This is a genomic window from Xanthomonas nasturtii (genome assembly GCF_001660815.1).
Taxonomy (GTDB): Bacteria; Pseudomonadota; Gammaproteobacteria; order Xanthomonadales; family Xanthomonadaceae; genus Xanthomonas; species Xanthomonas nasturtii.
This window is the reverse complement of sequence record NZ_LYMI01000059.1, coordinates 1-16,208: the sequence shown is the minus strand read 5'-3', so window position 1 is coordinate 16,208 and position 16,208 is coordinate 1. Positions and strand designations below refer to the sequence as shown.

14 protein-coding genes and 6 pseudogenes are annotated in these 16,208 nt (G+C 61.1%); 3 read left to right on the top strand and 17 right to left on the bottom strand.

Going from position 1 to position 16,208, the window contains the following annotated elements; translation table 11 throughout:
- Positions 1 to 148 (top strand): annotated as a pseudogene (locus A7D16_RS22690) (IS110 family transposase); the annotation flags it as partial.
- Positions 149 to 185: 37 nt separating this feature from the next.
- Here the strand turns inward: A7D16_RS22690 and A7D16_RS18390 are convergent.
- The gene (locus A7D16_RS18390; protein ID WP_064634699.1) at positions 186 to 1,055 is read right to left on the bottom strand and encodes an NAD(P)H-hydrate dehydratase; all 870 of its coding nucleotides are present in this window, start codon (positions 1,053 to 1,055) and stop codon (positions 186 to 188) included.
- Positions 1,055 to 1,834: a histidine phosphatase family protein gene (locus tag A7D16_RS18385; protein ID WP_064634698.1), complete on the bottom strand. Its 780-nt coding sequence runs from the start codon at positions 1,832 to 1,834 to the stop codon at positions 1,055 to 1,057. Before A7D16_RS18385 ends, A7D16_RS18390 begins: the two co-directional genes overlap by 1 nt.
- Positions 1,835 to 2,014: 180 nt before the next feature.
- On the opposite strand from A7D16_RS18385, the pseudogene A7D16_RS18380 reads away from it, so the two are divergent.
- A pseudogene (locus A7D16_RS18380) lies at positions 2,015 to 2,645 on the top strand (TetR/AcrR family transcriptional regulator).
- A 110-nt stretch (positions 2,646 to 2,755) separates the two neighbouring features.
- On the opposite strand, the gene A7D16_RS18375 reads toward A7D16_RS18380, so the two are convergent.
- The 13 genes and pseudogenes from A7D16_RS18375 to A7D16_RS24180 all read right to left on the bottom strand — a co-directional run bounded on the left by A7D16_RS18375 (position 2,756) and on the right by A7D16_RS24180 (position 14,897).
- Positions 2,756 to 3,235: a hypothetical protein gene (locus A7D16_RS18375; protein ID WP_153043190.1), complete on the bottom strand. Its 480-nt coding sequence runs from the start codon at positions 3,233 to 3,235 to the stop codon at positions 2,756 to 2,758.
- A gap of 13 nt (positions 3,236 to 3,248) precedes the next feature.
- Entirely contained in the window at positions 3,249 to 3,464 is a 216-nt protein-coding gene (locus A7D16_RS18370) for a hypothetical protein (RefSeq protein WP_374053767.1), read from the bottom strand.
- A 50-nt stretch (positions 3,465 to 3,514) separates the two neighbouring features.
- Positions 3,515 to 3,811, bottom strand: a complete 297-nt coding sequence (locus A7D16_RS18365) for an XAC0095 family protein (RefSeq protein ID WP_064634695.1) — start codon at positions 3,809 to 3,811, stop codon at positions 3,515 to 3,517.
- A gap of 119 nt (positions 3,812 to 3,930) precedes the next feature.
- Positions 3,931 to 7,111: pseudogene (locus A7D16_RS18360) on the bottom strand (type I restriction endonuclease subunit R).
- The gene (locus A7D16_RS18355; protein WP_193395484.1) at positions 7,111 to 8,682 is read right to left on the bottom strand and encodes a restriction endonuclease subunit S; all 1,572 of its coding nucleotides are present in this window, start codon (positions 8,680 to 8,682) and stop codon (positions 7,111 to 7,113) included. Before A7D16_RS18355 ends, A7D16_RS18360 begins: the two are co-directional and overlap by 1 nt.
- Positions 8,675 to 9,106 (bottom strand): nucleotidyltransferase substrate binding protein, encoded by a 432-nt coding sequence (locus A7D16_RS18350; protein ID WP_239687043.1) that lies wholly within the window; start codon positions 9,104 to 9,106, stop codon positions 8,675 to 8,677. The genes A7D16_RS18355 and A7D16_RS18350 overlap by 8 nt, the downstream gene beginning before the upstream one ends.
- Positions 9,107 to 9,119: 13 nt before the next feature.
- Positions 9,120 to 10,934: a class I SAM-dependent DNA methyltransferase gene (locus tag A7D16_RS18345; RefSeq protein ID WP_275655047.1), complete on the bottom strand. Its 1,815-nt coding sequence runs from the start codon at positions 10,932 to 10,934 to the stop codon at positions 9,120 to 9,122.
- A 17-nt stretch (positions 10,935 to 10,951) separates the two neighbouring features.
- A complete protein-coding gene (locus tag A7D16_RS18340; RefSeq protein WP_239687042.1) occupies positions 10,952 to 11,905 on the bottom strand; it encodes a restriction endonuclease in 954 nt (317 codons plus the stop codon).
- 92 nt (positions 11,906 to 11,997) lie between these two features.
- Positions 11,998 to 12,306, bottom strand: a complete 309-nt coding sequence (locus tag A7D16_RS18335) for a type II toxin-antitoxin system RelE/ParE family toxin (protein WP_064634692.1) — start codon at positions 12,304 to 12,306, stop codon at positions 11,998 to 12,000.
- A gap of 6 nt (positions 12,307 to 12,312) precedes the next feature.
- Positions 12,313 to 12,576 (bottom strand): YlcI/YnfO family protein, encoded by a 264-nt coding sequence (locus A7D16_RS18330; protein ID WP_064634691.1) that lies wholly within the window; start codon positions 12,574 to 12,576, stop codon positions 12,313 to 12,315.
- A 154-nt stretch (positions 12,577 to 12,730) separates the two neighbouring features.
- Positions 12,731 to 12,967 (bottom strand): annotated as a pseudogene (locus A7D16_RS18325) (hypothetical protein); the annotation flags it as partial.
- Positions 12,957 to 13,487 (bottom strand): hypothetical protein, encoded by a 531-nt coding sequence (locus A7D16_RS18320; RefSeq protein WP_064634690.1) that lies wholly within the window; start codon positions 13,485 to 13,487, stop codon positions 12,957 to 12,959. The gene A7D16_RS18320 and the pseudogene A7D16_RS18325, both read right to left, overlap by 11 nt.
- Positions 13,488 to 13,613: 126 nt before the next feature.
- Positions 13,614 to 14,897 carry an XVIPCD domain-containing protein gene (locus tag A7D16_RS24180; protein ID WP_338063633.1) on the bottom strand — a complete coding sequence of 428 codons (1,284 nt, stop codon included), beginning with the start codon at positions 14,895 to 14,897 and terminating at the stop codon, positions 13,614 to 13,616.
- Positions 14,898 to 15,044: 147 nt separating this feature from the next.
- On the opposite strand from A7D16_RS24180, the pseudogene A7D16_RS21990 reads away from it, so the two are divergent.
- Positions 15,045 to 15,263, top strand: a pseudogene (locus A7D16_RS21990) (hypothetical protein).
- A gap of 41 nt (positions 15,264 to 15,304) precedes the next feature.
- Here the strand turns inward: A7D16_RS21990 and A7D16_RS18310 are convergent.
- Together A7D16_RS18310 and A7D16_RS18305 are read right to left on the bottom strand one after the other, a co-directional pair.
- A pseudogene (locus A7D16_RS18310) lies at positions 15,305 to 15,982 on the bottom strand (hypothetical protein); the annotation flags it as partial.
- A 4-nt stretch (positions 15,983 to 15,986) separates the two neighbouring features.
- The coding region (locus A7D16_RS18305) for a transposase (RefSeq protein WP_153043136.1) at positions 15,987 to 16,208 on the bottom strand (222 nt) is incomplete at its 5' end.

Below are 16,208 nucleotides of genomic sequence, written 5' to 3'. Positions count from 1 at the left end.
CTTCAACCCGGCCCTGCGCGAGTTTTACCAGCGGCTACGCACGCAGGGCAAAGCGGGCAAGGTCGCCCTCGTGGCGGCGATGCGCAAATTATTGGTCATCCTCAACGCCAAGATGCGAGATCAACTGGCGGCTAGCGCCGCCAGTTGATCAAGACAGTTGCTCTCCCGCAAGGAGAGGGGCTTAATCACCCGCGCGACAAACGATCCAGGATGCCTGGCACTTCCGGCGGAATCTCCCGCGCCAGAAACCCCACCGTGCCGATCCGCTTCGCCAACTGCTTGCCCGCAGCCGCATGCACGAACACACCCCATAGTGCCGCGGTCAGCGCATCGCTACCGCGCGCAGCGAAACCCGCGATCACCCCGGCCAAGGTATCGCCCGACCCGGAGGTACCCAAACCCGGCACGCCACCACGGTGCACCCACAGCGCACCGTTTGGCCCGGCGATAAAACTGTCCGCGCCTTTGACGATGACCACGCTGCGCATCTTCTTTGCAAATGCCAGCGCGTACTCACCGGGCGCCGCTTCCACCGCCGCCTTGTCGTCGCCGGCCAATGTCGCCATCTCACCGGCATGCGGCGTCAGCACGAACGGGCGGCCAGGCGGCGCACGCAAGGTGCGCGACAACGCGTCCGCATCCAGCACCAGCGTGCATACCGCCTTCTGCGCAGCAAGCTTCACCAGTGCAGCGGTCGTCGCAGAAGAGGCCATGCCCGGCCCGATCACCGCCGCATCGCACGCGGCCAACGCCGCCTGCAGCGCACGATGGCCACGCGTAATCTCGCCCTGCCCGTTTTGCGCCAGCCCCAGCACCAAGGCTTCCGGCACCGCCAACGCCATACCGGGCGCCACGCTCGCCGCCGTGGCGATCTGCAACTTGCCCGCGCCCGCACGCAATGCCGCCTCGCCCGCCAGCAAGGCCGCACCCGGCACACGCATCGAGCCGCCCACGATCAACACGCGCCCACGCTGCTCCTTGTCGCCACCGGGCGGTGGCAGCGGCATCGCGCGCAGCGCGGCAGCGTTCAACGTGCGCAGGCGGGCGGCGGCCATCAGCGTGCTCCGGCCGGCCGGTCGGATTCGGTGGTCACCGGCTCCTGTGCCAGCTCCGGCGACACGAACTTGGTCCGCACCAACTCCAGCGATTGCCCGTCGGCCGCGGCGGCGTATTCGGTCACCCCGCAATTGGGCACATCGCCCTCGCGGTCGATGCCCAGGATGGTGGCCTCGTCCATCCGCTCGATCAGGTAACGGAAGCAATTGACGATCACCTGGTGCCCCACGATCAACACGCGCGCGCCCACATGGTTGCGCTGCAAATCGCCCACAATGCTGCGCAGGCGGAAGATCACATCGCACCAGCTCTCGCCACCGGGCGGGCGGAAATAGAACTTGCCCACCAAGTTACGTTGCTCGTACAGCGCGGGAAACGCATCGCGAATACCGGACGTGGTGTAACGGTCGAGCACGCCGAATTCCTTCTCACGCAACCGCTCATCCACACTCACGGCATCGGCTGGCTGGCCCAGCGCCCGCGCCACTGCCGCAGCGGTCTGCCGTGCACGCACATAGGTCGAGCTCAAAATCAGCGTCGGCCGCTCCTGCTCGGGCAACCCGGCCATCCACGCACCCAGCGCCTCTGCCTGGCGCTCGCCCAAGGCCGAAAGCGGAATATCCGCATCGCGATGCTCCAGGTCGATCAGTGCCGCACCATTGGCCTCGGCCACATCGCGCGCCACATTGCCCGCGCTCTGCCCATGCCGCACCACCCACAACCGCGCCGGCCACTGCGCCGACACCCCTGCAACCGCACTGTTCTCACTCACATGCATCTCCTGCAACCGAGCATCACGTGTCGCACAGCCGCCGTGAAAAACCGGTCGATCAGCGCTCTGGCACGAACTGCAACGCAGCGCACGCAGCCCCCATGACCAATGGCCTACAGCCAAGCGAACGCAACGGATGACTAACGCAACGCCGCTATACTGCAGCCCCCCGCCTACCTGCTCCCCATGTCCAACGTTCTGCTGCTACGCACGGCGAAAGAGCGCGAAGAACTGCGCCTGGAAGAGGTGCTGGACGCCACCGAACAATGCATCGATGAGATTGGCCTGGGCGCCACCAGCTTCGAGCTAATCGCCGAACGCGCCAAGGTCTCCTGCGGCAGCCTGCTGCTGCGCTTCGAAGACAAGGACGCCTTAGTGCGCGCATTGCTGGAGCGCAACTACATGCGTGCCATCCGCCAGATGTGGCTGGTGGAACGCCCGGCCAACGTGCACGTGGTGGACTTCATCGCCGGCCTGCTCGAAGACTGGCTGCTGCAGGAAATCAACATCAAGCGCACCCGCATCGACCTGGAACTGCACCTGGCCACCCTGCGCGACCCCGTGCTGGCCGCCTTTATGCGCCGGCAGAGCGCATCGCTGATCGAACACCTCAGCGCCCTGCTCAAGCGCCTGCTGCGCGGCCACGCCGACCCGGCCAGCAGCGAACAGGAATTCCAGGCCCGCGTCTTCGCCGTCGCCGCCATGTGCGGCGGCCTGCACAACGTCATGACCAGCGGTCATGGAACTCAACCGCATGCATTTGCAGTTGATCCTGCGCGAGAGTTTGTCGGGGATTTTGAAGTCTGCGCCGGTGTAGCGAATTGCTACCGCGCCGTACGGATGATTGCCTACGGCACTCGGTAATCGAGCGCAGCGAAACACCACAATCGCTCAGACGCCGTCAACGTTCGGCGCGCGCGCCGTCACTCATTTGACAGGTACTGCGGCGGCGGCATGCGGCTTCTTGACTGCCTCAACTCTGCTCCAACTCAGCACCTGACTTGCAGGAATCAGGAAGCGTGGCTCGTGTTCGTCGGCGAGCCCGCCGGGCGGCGCCACATAGAAGTCCGAGCCCAATCGGGTGAGCACATCAACTGCCGGCAGCACAAAGACCGACAATTCTGGCTGCGCTCGCTCGCAGCGTGCGTCACCCCAACTCACCTTGACGATCTGGCAGCCTTGCTCGGTCAATTGCAGCTGCACTCCAGGCAACATGCCGATGCCGAGTTTGCGAACGCTGACATCGACCAAGCCTGACAATCCCCCGCTATAAACCAACACCATCGCCACTGCGGGTCCGATTACTCGAATTCGCTTGTTCAATTCGACACGATGGGTTGCATAGACCGTCCAATGAACAATTACCACCATTACAGCAGTGCTACGCCATAGCAGGCGTCCGGACATCACTCACAGTCCATCAAAGCCGCTGAAGCTCCAACTGGCCCAGGATGGTGCGCACGGCACCGGCCGCATCAAAGATCGCGCTGCCCAACACGGGCAATGTGCGGCGGTCCAGCCGGTCGGCGTTGCCGGCAGCGATCACATCGCCATGGGCGGCGATGGTCAGCAACAACTGATCCAGCGCATCTACCTGCTCCATCGTGATGCCGAAGGCAAACGCATCACGCTGCATGTCATCCCCTGTCCGCCGGCGTGTGCGGGGCGATGCCATTACGGGCCTACTCATGCGACCTCCCCAGCGTCGGCACGCTCACTGTCAGCGGCGCCGGACTCAAGCCGCGCGGGCCACTGCACCTGTGCCAGCGCCTGCGTTACCTGCTCGGCCAGCAGCTCCAGGCAGCACGCCAGTTCGTCCAAGCGGATGGCTGGCTGCCTCGCCTGCTCTTCGGCCTGCGTACGCGGCTGCGCAAGACGCGCCAAAAACCGCATGTGGTCGCGTAGTTGCTGCAGGCGGTATTGCGCGTTTTCTGGCAAAAAGTAGCCAGCTCCGGCGTTGGGTTGACGATGAGCCTCGGTCATAGGATCTCTCGCATCAAGAGAAACCACCATTTTCGGAGGTGGCAAGCCGCTGTACGAGGAGTTCCGAGGCTCCGTAGTGAAATCCTGCTACTGCTATCGTCTGGCGTCAATAGCGCAACTCATGCAGACCAGGCAGCAGAGAGTGCTTCTGCCTGCTGCAATACCGTGCGAACCGCGGCATCCTGCAAATCAGGTGGATAGCCGTATTTGCGCAGGATGCGCTTCACCAGCACGCGCATGCGCGCACGCGCCGAATCGCGGCGCGCCCAATCCACCGAAGCGCTGCCCTTGAGGCTCACCAGCAGCTCGTGTGCGATGACCTTGAGCGCATCGTCGCCCATCACCTGCACCGCAGATTCGTTTTCTGCCAACGCATCGTAGAAGGCGATCTCATCCTCGCTCAGCCCCTGTCTCTTCGCCACGCGCACGTGCCGCGCGGATGTCCTTGGCGATGCGGATCAGTTCCTGCAAGACTTCGGCAGTGGTGATGGCATTGGCGTGGTAGCGCGCAATCGCATCTTCCAGCCGTTCCGAGAACGCCTTTGTCTCCACAATGTTGCGCTTGCTGCGCGAACGGATACCGTCGTTGATGAGCTTGCGCAGCGCTTCCAATGCCAGGTTCTTCTTGTCCATCCGCTGCACTTCGGCAAGAAATTCATCGGACAAGATGGAAATGTCCGGCGACTGGATGCCGGCGGCTTTGAGGATATCCACGATCTCGGTGGAGACCACCGCACGACTCACGATCTGGCGGATGGCGAAATCGCGCTCCTGCGAGCTGACGCCTGAACCCGTCGCGCTTTTGACCAAGGCTTCGCGGATCGCCTGGAAGAAGCCCACCTCCTCACGCACCGCAAGCGCCTCATCCGAGGCGGAGGCCAGCGCATAGGCCGTGGACAAGGCCAGCACTGCGTCCTGGTAGCGGCGTTGCGCTGCCTTCTTGCCATCGTCGCTGCTTGCCGCAGCCGCCCATTGCTGCTGCTGATCGAGGATCCACTCGATCGCACCGGCCATCATCGCCAGACGCTGCTGCGGTGTGCCATTCAGTGCGGTGAGGTAATCAAAGCCGTGGTACATGTCCCGCACGACTTCGTACTTCTCCCGCATCACAGCGATCGCCTGCGCTTCGTCGATGCCGGTGTTCTGTTTGTCCTGGGGCGAATACTGCGCCAGTGCGGATTTCAGGTTCTGGGCGATACCGATGTAGTCGACGATCAAGCCGGCCGGCTTGTCCCGAAACACGCGATTGACCCGCGCGATGGCCTGCATCAGGCCATGCCCCTTCATCGGCTTGTCCACATACATGGTGTGCATGGAAGGCGCATCGAAGCCGGTCAGCCACATGTCGCGCACGATCACCAGCTTCAACGGGTCGGCCGGGTCCTTGGCGCGGCGGGCCAAGGCATCACGCCTGGCCTTGTTGCCGATATGCTGCTGCCATTGCGGCGGGTCGCTGGCCGCGCCGGTCATCACGATCTTGACCGCGCCCAGCGTGTCGTCGTCGCTGTGCCAATGCGGGCGCAGCTTGACGATCTCGTTATAAAGGTCAACGCAGATCTCGCGGCTCATGCACACCGCCATCGCCTTGCCATCCAGCGCAGCCACACGCTCTTCGAAATGCGTCACCATGTCCTGCGCCACCAGAGCCAGCCGCTTCTGGCTGCCGACCAGCCGCTCCACCGCCGCTGCCCGCCCTTTCAGCTTTTCCTTTTCATCCGTGGCTTCCCCCTCGAACAGGGCCTCGACCTCGGCATCCAGATGGGGCTTTTCGTCTTCATCCAGTTCAATGCGCGCCAGCCGCGATTCGTAATAGATCGGGACAGTTGCACCATCTTCCACCGCGCGGCTGATGTCGTAGACATCGATGTAATGGCCGAACAGCGCGGGGGTATTGACGTCGGTCGCTTCGATGGGTGTACCGGTGAAGCCGATGAACGAGGCATTGGGCAGCGCATCGCGCATGTATTTGGCAAAGCCATACGAGACCACGCCGGTCTTCGCGTCCAGTTTGGCTTTCAGGCCGTACTGGCTGCGGTGCGCTTCATCGGCAATGACCACCACGTTGCGGCGCGTGGTCAATGGCGCCTCCACTTCGCCGAACTTCTGCAAAGTGGTAAAGATGACGCCACCGCTGGCACGGTCGAGCAGGCGCGCCAGATCCTCGCGGCTGTCGGCCTGCACCGGTGTCTGCCGGAGCAGCGCTTTGCACATCGAAAACGTGCCGAACAACTGGTCGTCCAGGTCGTTGCGGTCGGTCAGCACCACCAGCGTCGGGTTGCGCATCGCCGGGTGCTGCACCAGCCGCCCGGCATAGAAGGCCATCAGCAGGCTCTTGCCGCTGCCTTGCGTATGCCAGATCACGCCTGCTCTGCGATCACCTGCCGGCTGTGTGTTGACGCTGGCCAGACCGTACTTGGCTGGATCTTCGGCAACGGCGCTGCGTGAGGCGCGAATCGTCGATTCCACCGCGTGGTTGACCGCGTGGAACTGGTGGTAACCGGCAATGATCTTGACCAGTCCACCACCGGTTTCGCCAAAGGCGGTGAACCAGCGCAGCAGCTCAAGAAACCGTTGCGGCGCAAACACCCCTTGGATCAGCGTTGGCAGCTCCGGCTGCCCCTTGGGCAGCACCTGCCTGCCGTCGGTGGTGCGCCACGGCATGAAGCGCTCCAGGTCGGCGGACAGCGAGCCGACCCGCGCGGCAATGCCATCGGAAGTGACCAACACCGCATTGGTATGGAACAACGCGGGGATCTGCTGCTTGTAGGTCTGCAACTGGTTGAACGCACCCACCAAATTCGAACCTGCGCTACCGGGCGCTTTCAGTTCGATCACCGCCAGCGGCAGGCCGTTGACGAACAGCACCACGTCCGGCCGGCGCTTGTGCGAGCCGCTGATCACCACGAACTGGCGCACCGCCAGCCAGTCGTTGTTGGCGGGATCATCGAAATCGAGCAGGCGCACCTTTCCTGCGCGGGGCACGCCGTCGGCGGCGAAGTATTCGACGTCCACACCGTCGATCAGCAGGCTATGCAGGCGGCGGTTCTCCTCCAGCAGGTTGGGCAACTCCTGCTGGGTCAGCTTGCGAATGGCCTCCTGGCGTGGCTCCTGCGGCAGATGCGGATTAAGCCGCGCCACGGCGCTGGCCAGGCGTTGCTGGAGAATGACGAGGTCATGGCTGTCACGCTCCGGCGTCTTGCCGTCGGGGCCGATCAGCTCATCGCCAGTGGCCGACCAGCCCAGCGCTCCGAGCTGCTGAATCAGGCCCTGTTCGATTGCCGCTTCGGATAGAAAGGCCATCAGGCGGTCTCCGCAAGGCGTTCGGCGTCCTTGATACGCACCTCACCGGAAATCAGTTTGGGGAGTAGGGTATCGCGCAGCTGGGCGAGTTGCTGGGATTGCAGGCGGTGATGGAGTAGCTTCTCCATCAATGGCTTAGACTGTGCGGAAAATTTTGAAATTGCTTCATCATTCACTGCGATGACGCGAATATTCGCAAGCTGCTCAGGCTTGACACGCTGGTGGCTGTTAGAAGTTCCAGTAACGAGCTGACGCAGAGCACTATTGAACTCGGATGACGAGGCCAGTACATATACGAACGCGCTGTTTGCCGGTTTCTTAGGCATCCAAACTATGAACTCTGTCGAGCAGACTGCGTTATGCCCCGCACCACCAATCAGCCATATACGCGGAATGTGCGGGTTGAGTTTGGATACAAGCACGCATTCATTCGGCACAGGGGTCTTATTGCTTTTAATGGCTTCGCCTAACTCTCGTACAGGCAGTTGAGCAACGTCAAACGCGGGCAAACTGTAATGAGTGAACGTTTCCTCGGGCGAGGTCATGGGGTTGACTGTGCCTTTTACTTGTTGCGCCACGTCGCCAAACGCGATGACTTGCCAACCTTTCGGAATAAAACCTAGCTCCGATTCCTGCATGTCCTCTGGTGCCACGCCGTCGAAGTCCACGAACCAGGACTTGAACAGGGCGCGGGCCATCGCTTCCAGTGTCTGATCCATACGCTGATTCAGTTCGATTCTTTCGTCAAGATTCCCGAGAATGCCAGCGATGGCACGTTGGTCTGCAATAGGAGGGATAGGGATTTCTAGGGACTGGATACGATCCGTCGGCAATACGCCAGTTCCATGACCCGCTTCGCCAACCATCTGAAGAATTTCGTTAGTCTTAGATTTTATAGCGTATGCCAAGTACGCGGGCAAAACATCGTTGATTGCAAGAAGCGCTTTCACATCTTGGTTGAAAGTGACCGGACGCGTTGCGATACCCATCCGAAATTCAGTCTTAAGGCTCATTCCTCGAACGACGAAGAGAATGCTGTCCTTTGGAACAAGGCGTGTTCCATTATGTGCACCCTCGTTGGTAACCCTATCTTCCGAATCAGAAACGAAGAAACTGGTTAGGCTCTTAGAGCTGATCCACGGGATATCACCGCCCCAATAAGAGGCAACGCCTTTGCTGGGGGTGCCACCTGAATACCACTTGGCGCAGTCTTTCAATTGTCGCCTAGGCCACCCTCTTTTCATACCCAAGTAACTATCGCTCTCCTGCACTATCACTTTGTCACGCTCAATGATCTTGCGAAACGAATCACCAGTCGTCGCCCAATCCACCACATCCACCTTCCACGGCAGATCCGATTCAGAAAAATCGTCGGCCAGCGCCGCGCTGATCGCCAGCGCCAAGGGCTGATCGGTGATGATCGCGAGGTCCAAGTCGGAATACTGCTTGGCTAGCCATTTGGCCCGCGAACCGAAAGCCCATACTTCATATTTCGGCACATGCTTGCGCAGAATGTCGCGCACGATCTGCCAATGATCGGGCCGGATGTCGATATTGGGCGTGTCAGACATCGCGTGCTTCCAGCTTTTGCAACAAGTCGCGCGCATCGACGATAAAGTCCAGGGTGCCCTGGTACACCTTCTTCGCCTTTTCGTGGTCGTAGGTGTGCGCGGTGATGTTGCGCATCTGCCGATACTTGAACCAGGCCTCCACGTCGGCGATCAAGCCCTTTTCGGCAGCCACACGCAGCACTTCACGGAAGTTGGTTTCATCTACCTCCTCCGGGCTGGCGGATTCGGCCTCGATCTGGCGCTTGAGCATCTTGATGCCGATTTCATAGACGAACTCGAAATTCTGGATGACGCCTGCCACCAGGGTGTTTTTCACCTGTTTCGATTGCTGGTCGAACCAGGCGCTGTCGCTGACCACGCCCAGGCTGTCTTCCAGCGAAGACACCGCATTGCGCAGTGCTGTGAGGTCGAGTTTCTCGTTCATCATGTCTCTCCTGTCAGAACCCCAGGTACTTCAGATTCATCTCGATCGCTGCGTCAAGCTTCGCCGCTTCCTGCTGCTGCTCCCGCCACAGCGTTGCCAGCCGCTGCATCTTCTGCGCAAACGGTTCGCCATCATCCTCTTGCGCCGCTGCGCCGACATAGCGGCCCGGCGTGAGTACATGGCCGTGCTTGCGCACCTCGTCCAGCGGGGCGGACTTGCAGAACCCGGCGATATCAGCGTAGTCGCCTGCATCCTGCTCGCCACGCCATGCGTGATAGGTCGCTGCGATCCTGGCCACCTCGGCATCGCTCAATTCGCGCCGGGTGCGGTCAACCAATGTGCCCATGTTGCGGGCGTCGATGAACAGGATTTCGCCGCGACGGTCGCGCAACTTGCTCTTTAGCACGAGGCCATTGCTGCGGTCCTTGGCCAGAATCCACAGGCAGGCCGGAATCTGCGTGGAATAAAACAATTGCCCAGGCAGGGCGACCATGCAATCGACCACGCCGGCTTCGATCATCGCCTTACGGATGTCGCCTTCGCCGCTTTGCTGGCTGCTCATCGAGCCATTCGCCAGGACAACGCCAGCAAAGCCGTGCGGGCTGAGGTGATGGACGATGTGCTGCAACCAGGCGTAGTTGGCATTGCCCACCGGCGGTGGCCCGAACGCCCAACGCACGTCATCGCGCAGGCGCTCGCCGCCCCAGTCGGAAATGTTGAACGGCGGGTTGGCCAGGATGAAGTCAGCCTTCAGGTCGCGTAGTTCGTCCTTATGAAAGCTGCCCTCGTTGTTCCAGCGGATGTCGCTGTCGATGCCGCGCACGGCAAGGTTCATCTTGCACAGGCGCCAGGTCGTGTAATTGCTTTCCTGCCCATAGATGGCGATGTCGCCGATGCGCCCGCCGTGCTCGTTGACGAACTTCTCGCTCTGCACGAACATGCCGCCGCTGCCGCAGCAGGGGTCGTAGATGCGGCCCTTGTAAGGCTCGATCATCTCCACCAGGGTGTGCACCACGCTGCGCGGTGTGTAGAACTCGCCGCCGCGCTTGCCTTCGGCGCCTGCGAACTGACCGAGAAAATACTCGTACACGCGGCCCAACACGTCTTTGGACTTGGCGCCCTTGTCGTTAAGTGTAATGCCGGAAATCAGATCGATCAGTTCGCCCAGCATCACCTTGTTGAGCGCGGGGCGCGCGTAGTCCTTGGGCAGCACGCCTTTCAGCGATTCGTTGTCCTTCTCGATAGCGCGCAAGGCGTCATCGATCAGCGTGCCGATGCTCGATTGCTTGGCGTTTGCCTGCAGGTGCGACCAACGCGCCTGCTTGGGAACCCAGAAAATATTCTCGGCGAGGTACTCGTCCTTGTCCTCTGCAGCCTGTGGATCTTCGGCCAGCAATGCCGCGTGCCGGGCTTCGAAGGCATCCGAGATGTACTTGAGGAAGATCAGGCCGAGCACAACGTGCTTGTAGTCGCTGGGCTCCATGTTGCCGCGCAGCTTGTCGGCGGTTTTCCAGAGCTTGTCGGCGTAGTCGAGTTCGGACACAGATTCCTTCTTGAGAGTTGCAGCCGCAGGTTTGGCCCGTGCCGACTTTGGCTCGGGTGCAACATTGGGCGCAGCTGGCATTTGTATCGCCGCCGTCAAGGCAACCGATCCACCTCGCCCCCGACCAGCGCGGATGCGGCCGTCGTCGATCAGTTGCTGCTTGATGCGTTGGTAGGTGCTGTCCTGCCAGCCCAATTCCTCACGCAGGCGTTGATTGCCCGCGCTGCCGCCAAGCGAAGCCAACGCGGCGATGAAGCGCTCGATCTTTTGTTCGGTAGATGTCACTTTTTCTTCCTCTGGCTTCAGGCGGGCCAGTAAAGCCGCTTCAGCGGCACAATGCGTTTTGTTTCGGCGTCGGTAGCCGCATAGTGCTCGATCAGCGCGCGCACCACATGGTCCAGCGTCCACAGCGCCAATGGGATGGACGCCCGATCGGCTTCGTACTGCGCATCCTTGCTGAAGCCGCCGGTACTGACATACAAACCGCGATCATCCTTGTGGCGCCCACCAAGAAAGCTGCGAATTTCCTGACTACCCATCTGCCCCTTACGATGCTTAACCTCTACGACAATACGTGGATGTTCGAAGCCAAACCCGTCGGGCGATGCAACGATGTCTTTCCCACGGTCCGAGCCGGGAGGCGAGACCTGGGTCTTGTAACCCATCGCTCGCAGAATGCCGGCCACAAGTTGTTGCATGTCATTCCAGCCAAGCTCGCTGACCAGATCCTTTATGCGCTCAAGCGCCTGGGATTCGATACCTGCAAGAGGGTCGGCAACGGCTTCGTCCAGCGCTTGTTCGATCTCCTGTACCGGCTTACCTTTGAGCACTGCCAATATCTCGTCGGCGGCACTGGGCGGCACCTCAAACAATGTCAGTGTGGAGCCAAGGCTATTCTTGGTTGAGATACCCAGGTGATCGCGGGGAAGCTCCTGCTGCAGCCATTGCACCTTGCGCGCAAGCGCTATCCCTGATTCGGCCGACTCAGGGAGGTACTCCGCCTGCCCCGCCACAGTGCCAACTGCGTAAAGGCGATTCGCTGGCGAGTAAGTAATGACCCAATCGTCTTGCTGAATTTCATTTACGAAACGCCATACCTGCGAGGCTCCGGAAATGACGGTACCAGGTCTGGCCAATGGCTCAGCAGCCTGATAAATCGCGATTAATTGCTTGCGATCAACACCTGGCTTGGCCTCAGCCGCGAGCTGAGTCCAACCTACTGCAACCACGCCTTGCTCGCGAAATGCTTCGTACAAGCTCCCGCCCTCACCGCGCACCATCCACATCCGTGCCATCACGACCCTCTTCTTAAATTCAAAATTTTGTATACATTCTTCGTCGCAAGACCTTAGCACCAGTCGTCTTCACGCTGATGCCTCACTGCGAGCGCGAGCACCGTCTGCTTGTCTTGGACTTCGAACAACAGCGCATAGCCACTTGGGCCGAAGCCAATCACCAGCTCACGCTGAAAAGGGTCGCCTTGGCGAACTTTACGACAGCTCAGCGGTGCCACTTCAAGCACGGTGATGCCATCACCAATGAACTGCAAAGCGCGCTCGGCCACAGCGAAATCGGCTCCAGCCCGCTGCAACAGGTCGTCGTAGAGCCGCGCAAGATCATCACGCGCCTCCTTAGTAAAACGGACGTTGAAGCGCACCCTGGATCAGCCGTTGCGTGTCTTGTCTAGCTGGGACTGCAAGCCGGTCATCACATCTTTGGTGTCGATGTAGCGACCGGACGCCTTGGCGCTATCACGCGAGGCCAGCCCGCGCGCAATGAAGGCTTCCTGCTGCTGCCGCTGCTGCACCTGGGCGCGCACGGAGTGCTCGACAAAGCTGGAAAGCGTCTCACCCTCCTGCAACACGGCTTCGGCCGCTTCGCGCAGCGCGGGATCTACCCGGAGCGATGGAAGAGATGCGGATTTCATGGCAAACCCAGTGCGTTGCAATTGCGATGCATTATCGCAAGCGAGCGCCGGCGCTTCAATGTTTTCTTTGCAGACCTGAGCCGACGATGTCGCAGCTACGCCGATGCAATGGCACGTAGACACTGAAGCACAACGCTTGCGCGTGCCGGTTCGGCTGCATCTCGCGCGCGAAGCCCTGCGATTCCACACGCGCCTCGATACCGCGGAACCGGGCCCAATCAAGATTGACCACCGCATCGACGTCATAGGTGGCGCGGACGCTTTCCGCCAATGGATCCGATACCAGCAGGCCAACGACTGCGCCGCCGAGGAAAACCACCTGGTCGCGAAGTTCGCCCAGTGCATCCGCAATCACCAGCAGATGCGGCAAATTGGGATCGTCAGAGCGCATCGCCAAGCCCCAGCAATTGTTTGAGATAGCGCGCTGCCAGCGTGCGCTCGCGGGCACGCCCGCTGCGTAGGGCGTCTTGCAGCGCCAGCAGTTGGTGCAAGGCAGGGTCGGCCAGCGCAGCGTTGGGCACACCGGCCGACAACGGCGACAAGCCAGGGCCTTTGGCTGTGCCCTGCGCGCTTGGCCACACCGGTGCATCCCCTGGGGCGCTGGCAATCGCAGTGGACAATGGGGGCACGCCAAAGGCCGTAGGAATGCCACGCCTTAGCGGCCCGATGACGGCAGGAAAGGCATAACGCACGCCGTGGACCGCAAACTCGTGCAGCGCCGTGCGCACCGTCTCCCACTCGCCACGGCTTTTTTCCAGTGCCAAACCGGATGCCACCGCGCGCTTGACGCTGCGATGCACCTGAGAGGCGCTCATGCCCAGTGCTTCTCCAAGGGCGGCATATGTCCAGGCCTGGTCCGCCTGCGCGACCTGCTTGTAGAGCACCACCAGATCCTGGGGCTTCAATTCCATAGCCAAGCCCGCCTTATTCCATATTCCGGAATATGGAATATCGGTCGAGCGGCTAATTTTTGCAAGCGGGTTTTTGGAAGCGAACCCTAGTACTGGTTCACGGCCGAAGGGTGGGAGCTGACGACCTCACCCAATACTCCGGGGCCTGACCACCTCTTCCTGCGCCACCGATCTTTCCTGTGCCTGACTCTGCGCTTGCGCCAACGTACGCGCATCGAGCTCTTGCAGCTTTGCCAGTGATTGCTCTACCGGCGTATTGACGGCCATGTCGGTGGGCATGCTAGCGCGTAGGTGGGCCGGATTGCTTGGTTCGCCTTGCACCACGAAGACGGTGGCACCAGCCGCTGCACGCGGTGTCTGGTTGCTCAGCAATACATGGTCGATCCGCTCAAGCCCATGCTCCTTCGCCAAGTGGGCCAGGCTGGCGCTCATCCGCTCCCTGTGCGCATCGCTGGCGCGGCCCATGCTGGCATCCAACCGGCCAACCAAGGTGCTGGCCTGTGCATGCAACGGATGAGGCGCGGGGTGGGCGTCTTCTGCGTCTGCATGTCGTGGCCTCCCAGGCACCGGCGCTGCAGGCCCGCCGTTCTGCCGCTGCGGCTGGGCCGGCCGATGCCCCGGCGGTTCCTGCCCTGGCTGTACCCCTTCACGCCCTCGCCCTTGGTCCTGTTGCTGCTCCCGCACCGGCCCGGGTGTAGTGCTGGTCAGCACGTATTGCCAGCGCGTCTGCGCGGGGTTGCCTTGAACCGCCGCGATGAACCCATCGTAGTCGGCTGGATGAATTGTCTGGCAGCCAGCCGAATCGGTACTGCCGCTGGAACCGCGATGAATCTTGAAGGTGTCGTTGAGATTTTGCCCACCGTTGAGATCGGCTTGATCAAACCAGCCGTCCGCATTGCTATCCCGCTGTACGCCGCCCCTCCCTGCATCGACTGCCGCCTGACTTGGGCGTAATGCATTGTCTTGGGTGCCTGGCCGGCTGGGATTTGGGTGCTGCCCCATCCGCATCTCGATGGTGCCCTCGCTCAAGCGGCCAAGATCCCTGATGCCATCGGCATTGACGTCCTCGCCTTCGATCTTCCTTGGCCTGGTGATGCTCTCAAAGCCCGGCGACGGCGCAAATGTCCTGTTCTCTATGCCGCCTTCCGCACGCGGGCGCCGCCCCGTGTTGCCGGCATGATGATCGTATTGCGCTGTCGGCTCGGTGTTTGCTTGCTGGGCAACCTGCGTATGACGCGTGCCATCGGCATCCTTCCACAGCACGACTAGGCGATCGTTGTAGACACCCGTGCCGCCCTGGGCTTCATTGATTGCAGGGGTTGCAGGATCGTCGCTACGCAGGCTTCCGGCATGCGCACGATCCTGCATGGCCGCAAGCGTTGAGTTTTCCTGGCGAAGTCCCAGCACCACGCGCTCGTTGGGTCACGAGAGTGCCTCGTGCGCGGCCTCGTTACCTCTTACCTGCACGATGCTGGCGTAAACGTCATAGCGCTGTGCGTCGCTCAAGGCAGTCATTTGCGCCTGCGGCGGAATTGCTGGCTGGTTTGACGCGGCTTGTTGCAAGCGTTGCAACACACTGGCATCCGCAGCGGAGACGGGCCCTTGTTGTTGATTGGCGATCGCACCGGCGGACGCTACGCCAACATAGCGATCCAACGCGTCGCGCACGACCTCTGACTGGCCTTGTCTGCGCTCCTCAAGCATGAGCAGCGCCTCGGCCTGTTGATTGGCGTTGAACAACGCAGAAATCTGGTCGGCCGTTGCACGGATGTCTAAATCGTTGGATCTCGCCATTTCGATGCTCCTTGCAGAAGTGGTCACTCGCTGATGAAACGGTCCTCACCCTCTGGATAATCCGCACATGCCGGTTCGCCTGTGCGCTGCTGGCGACACGGCCACTGCGCTCTAGGTATCCGTTGGACAAGCTCGAAGCGCTCGCCTGTCCATCGAAGAAAACCAAAATGGGCGTAAGACCCGACCCGCTTCGGGTCGTCGGTGGCAAGCGGCTGGTCGGGATCAAATTCCATCAGCCATCGCATTGTCGGTGCCACGGGCAACTTGTCGTCGAACAGAAAAAGCTCCGAGCCGCCGTGATCGTTTTGCCTGGCAACATCTTGTGCAGTCAGGCTGGGCGCTGGCGGAAATACCGCTGCACTCACATCGCGTGCGGTGCCGTCCTTGGTGACGCGATAAGCCTTGCGTCCTTTGCCTGACTGGCACGCAAGACCTGCCTCGTCCGCACTGCATTTCACCGACCAGACCAGGTACACCGTTTTCTCGGGATCAGCACTTTCGAACGAGCGGATCGTCAGATCACCCGCAACCACGGTGAAGTCAGCGCGCCGTCCCAGGCCGGGTGCGGCCACATACACGGCATCGCGCAAGCTGGCTTCGCGCGCCCGCAGCGAGGCGTCAACCGCATCTGCAGGCAGGGCAAGCAGCGCACGCGCCATATGCGCAGGTGCCGGGCCTTGGCAAAACCCGTCCCTTAGAACCTGTTCACAATCTTCTGAGTAACAGTGCCAAGAAGGCCAAATGGATGAACTGCAGGCTGGTGTTGAGTTTGCGCTCGCAGTTCTTCCATAGCCTTCGGTTCTTCTCCAGCCAAGCAAAACTACGCTCGACAATCCATCGCTTGGGCATGACCTTGAAGGTGTGCAGTTCGCTGCGCTTGGCAATCTGCACCGTGAGCTGCTCGCCTAAAATCTCTCGCGCGCCGCT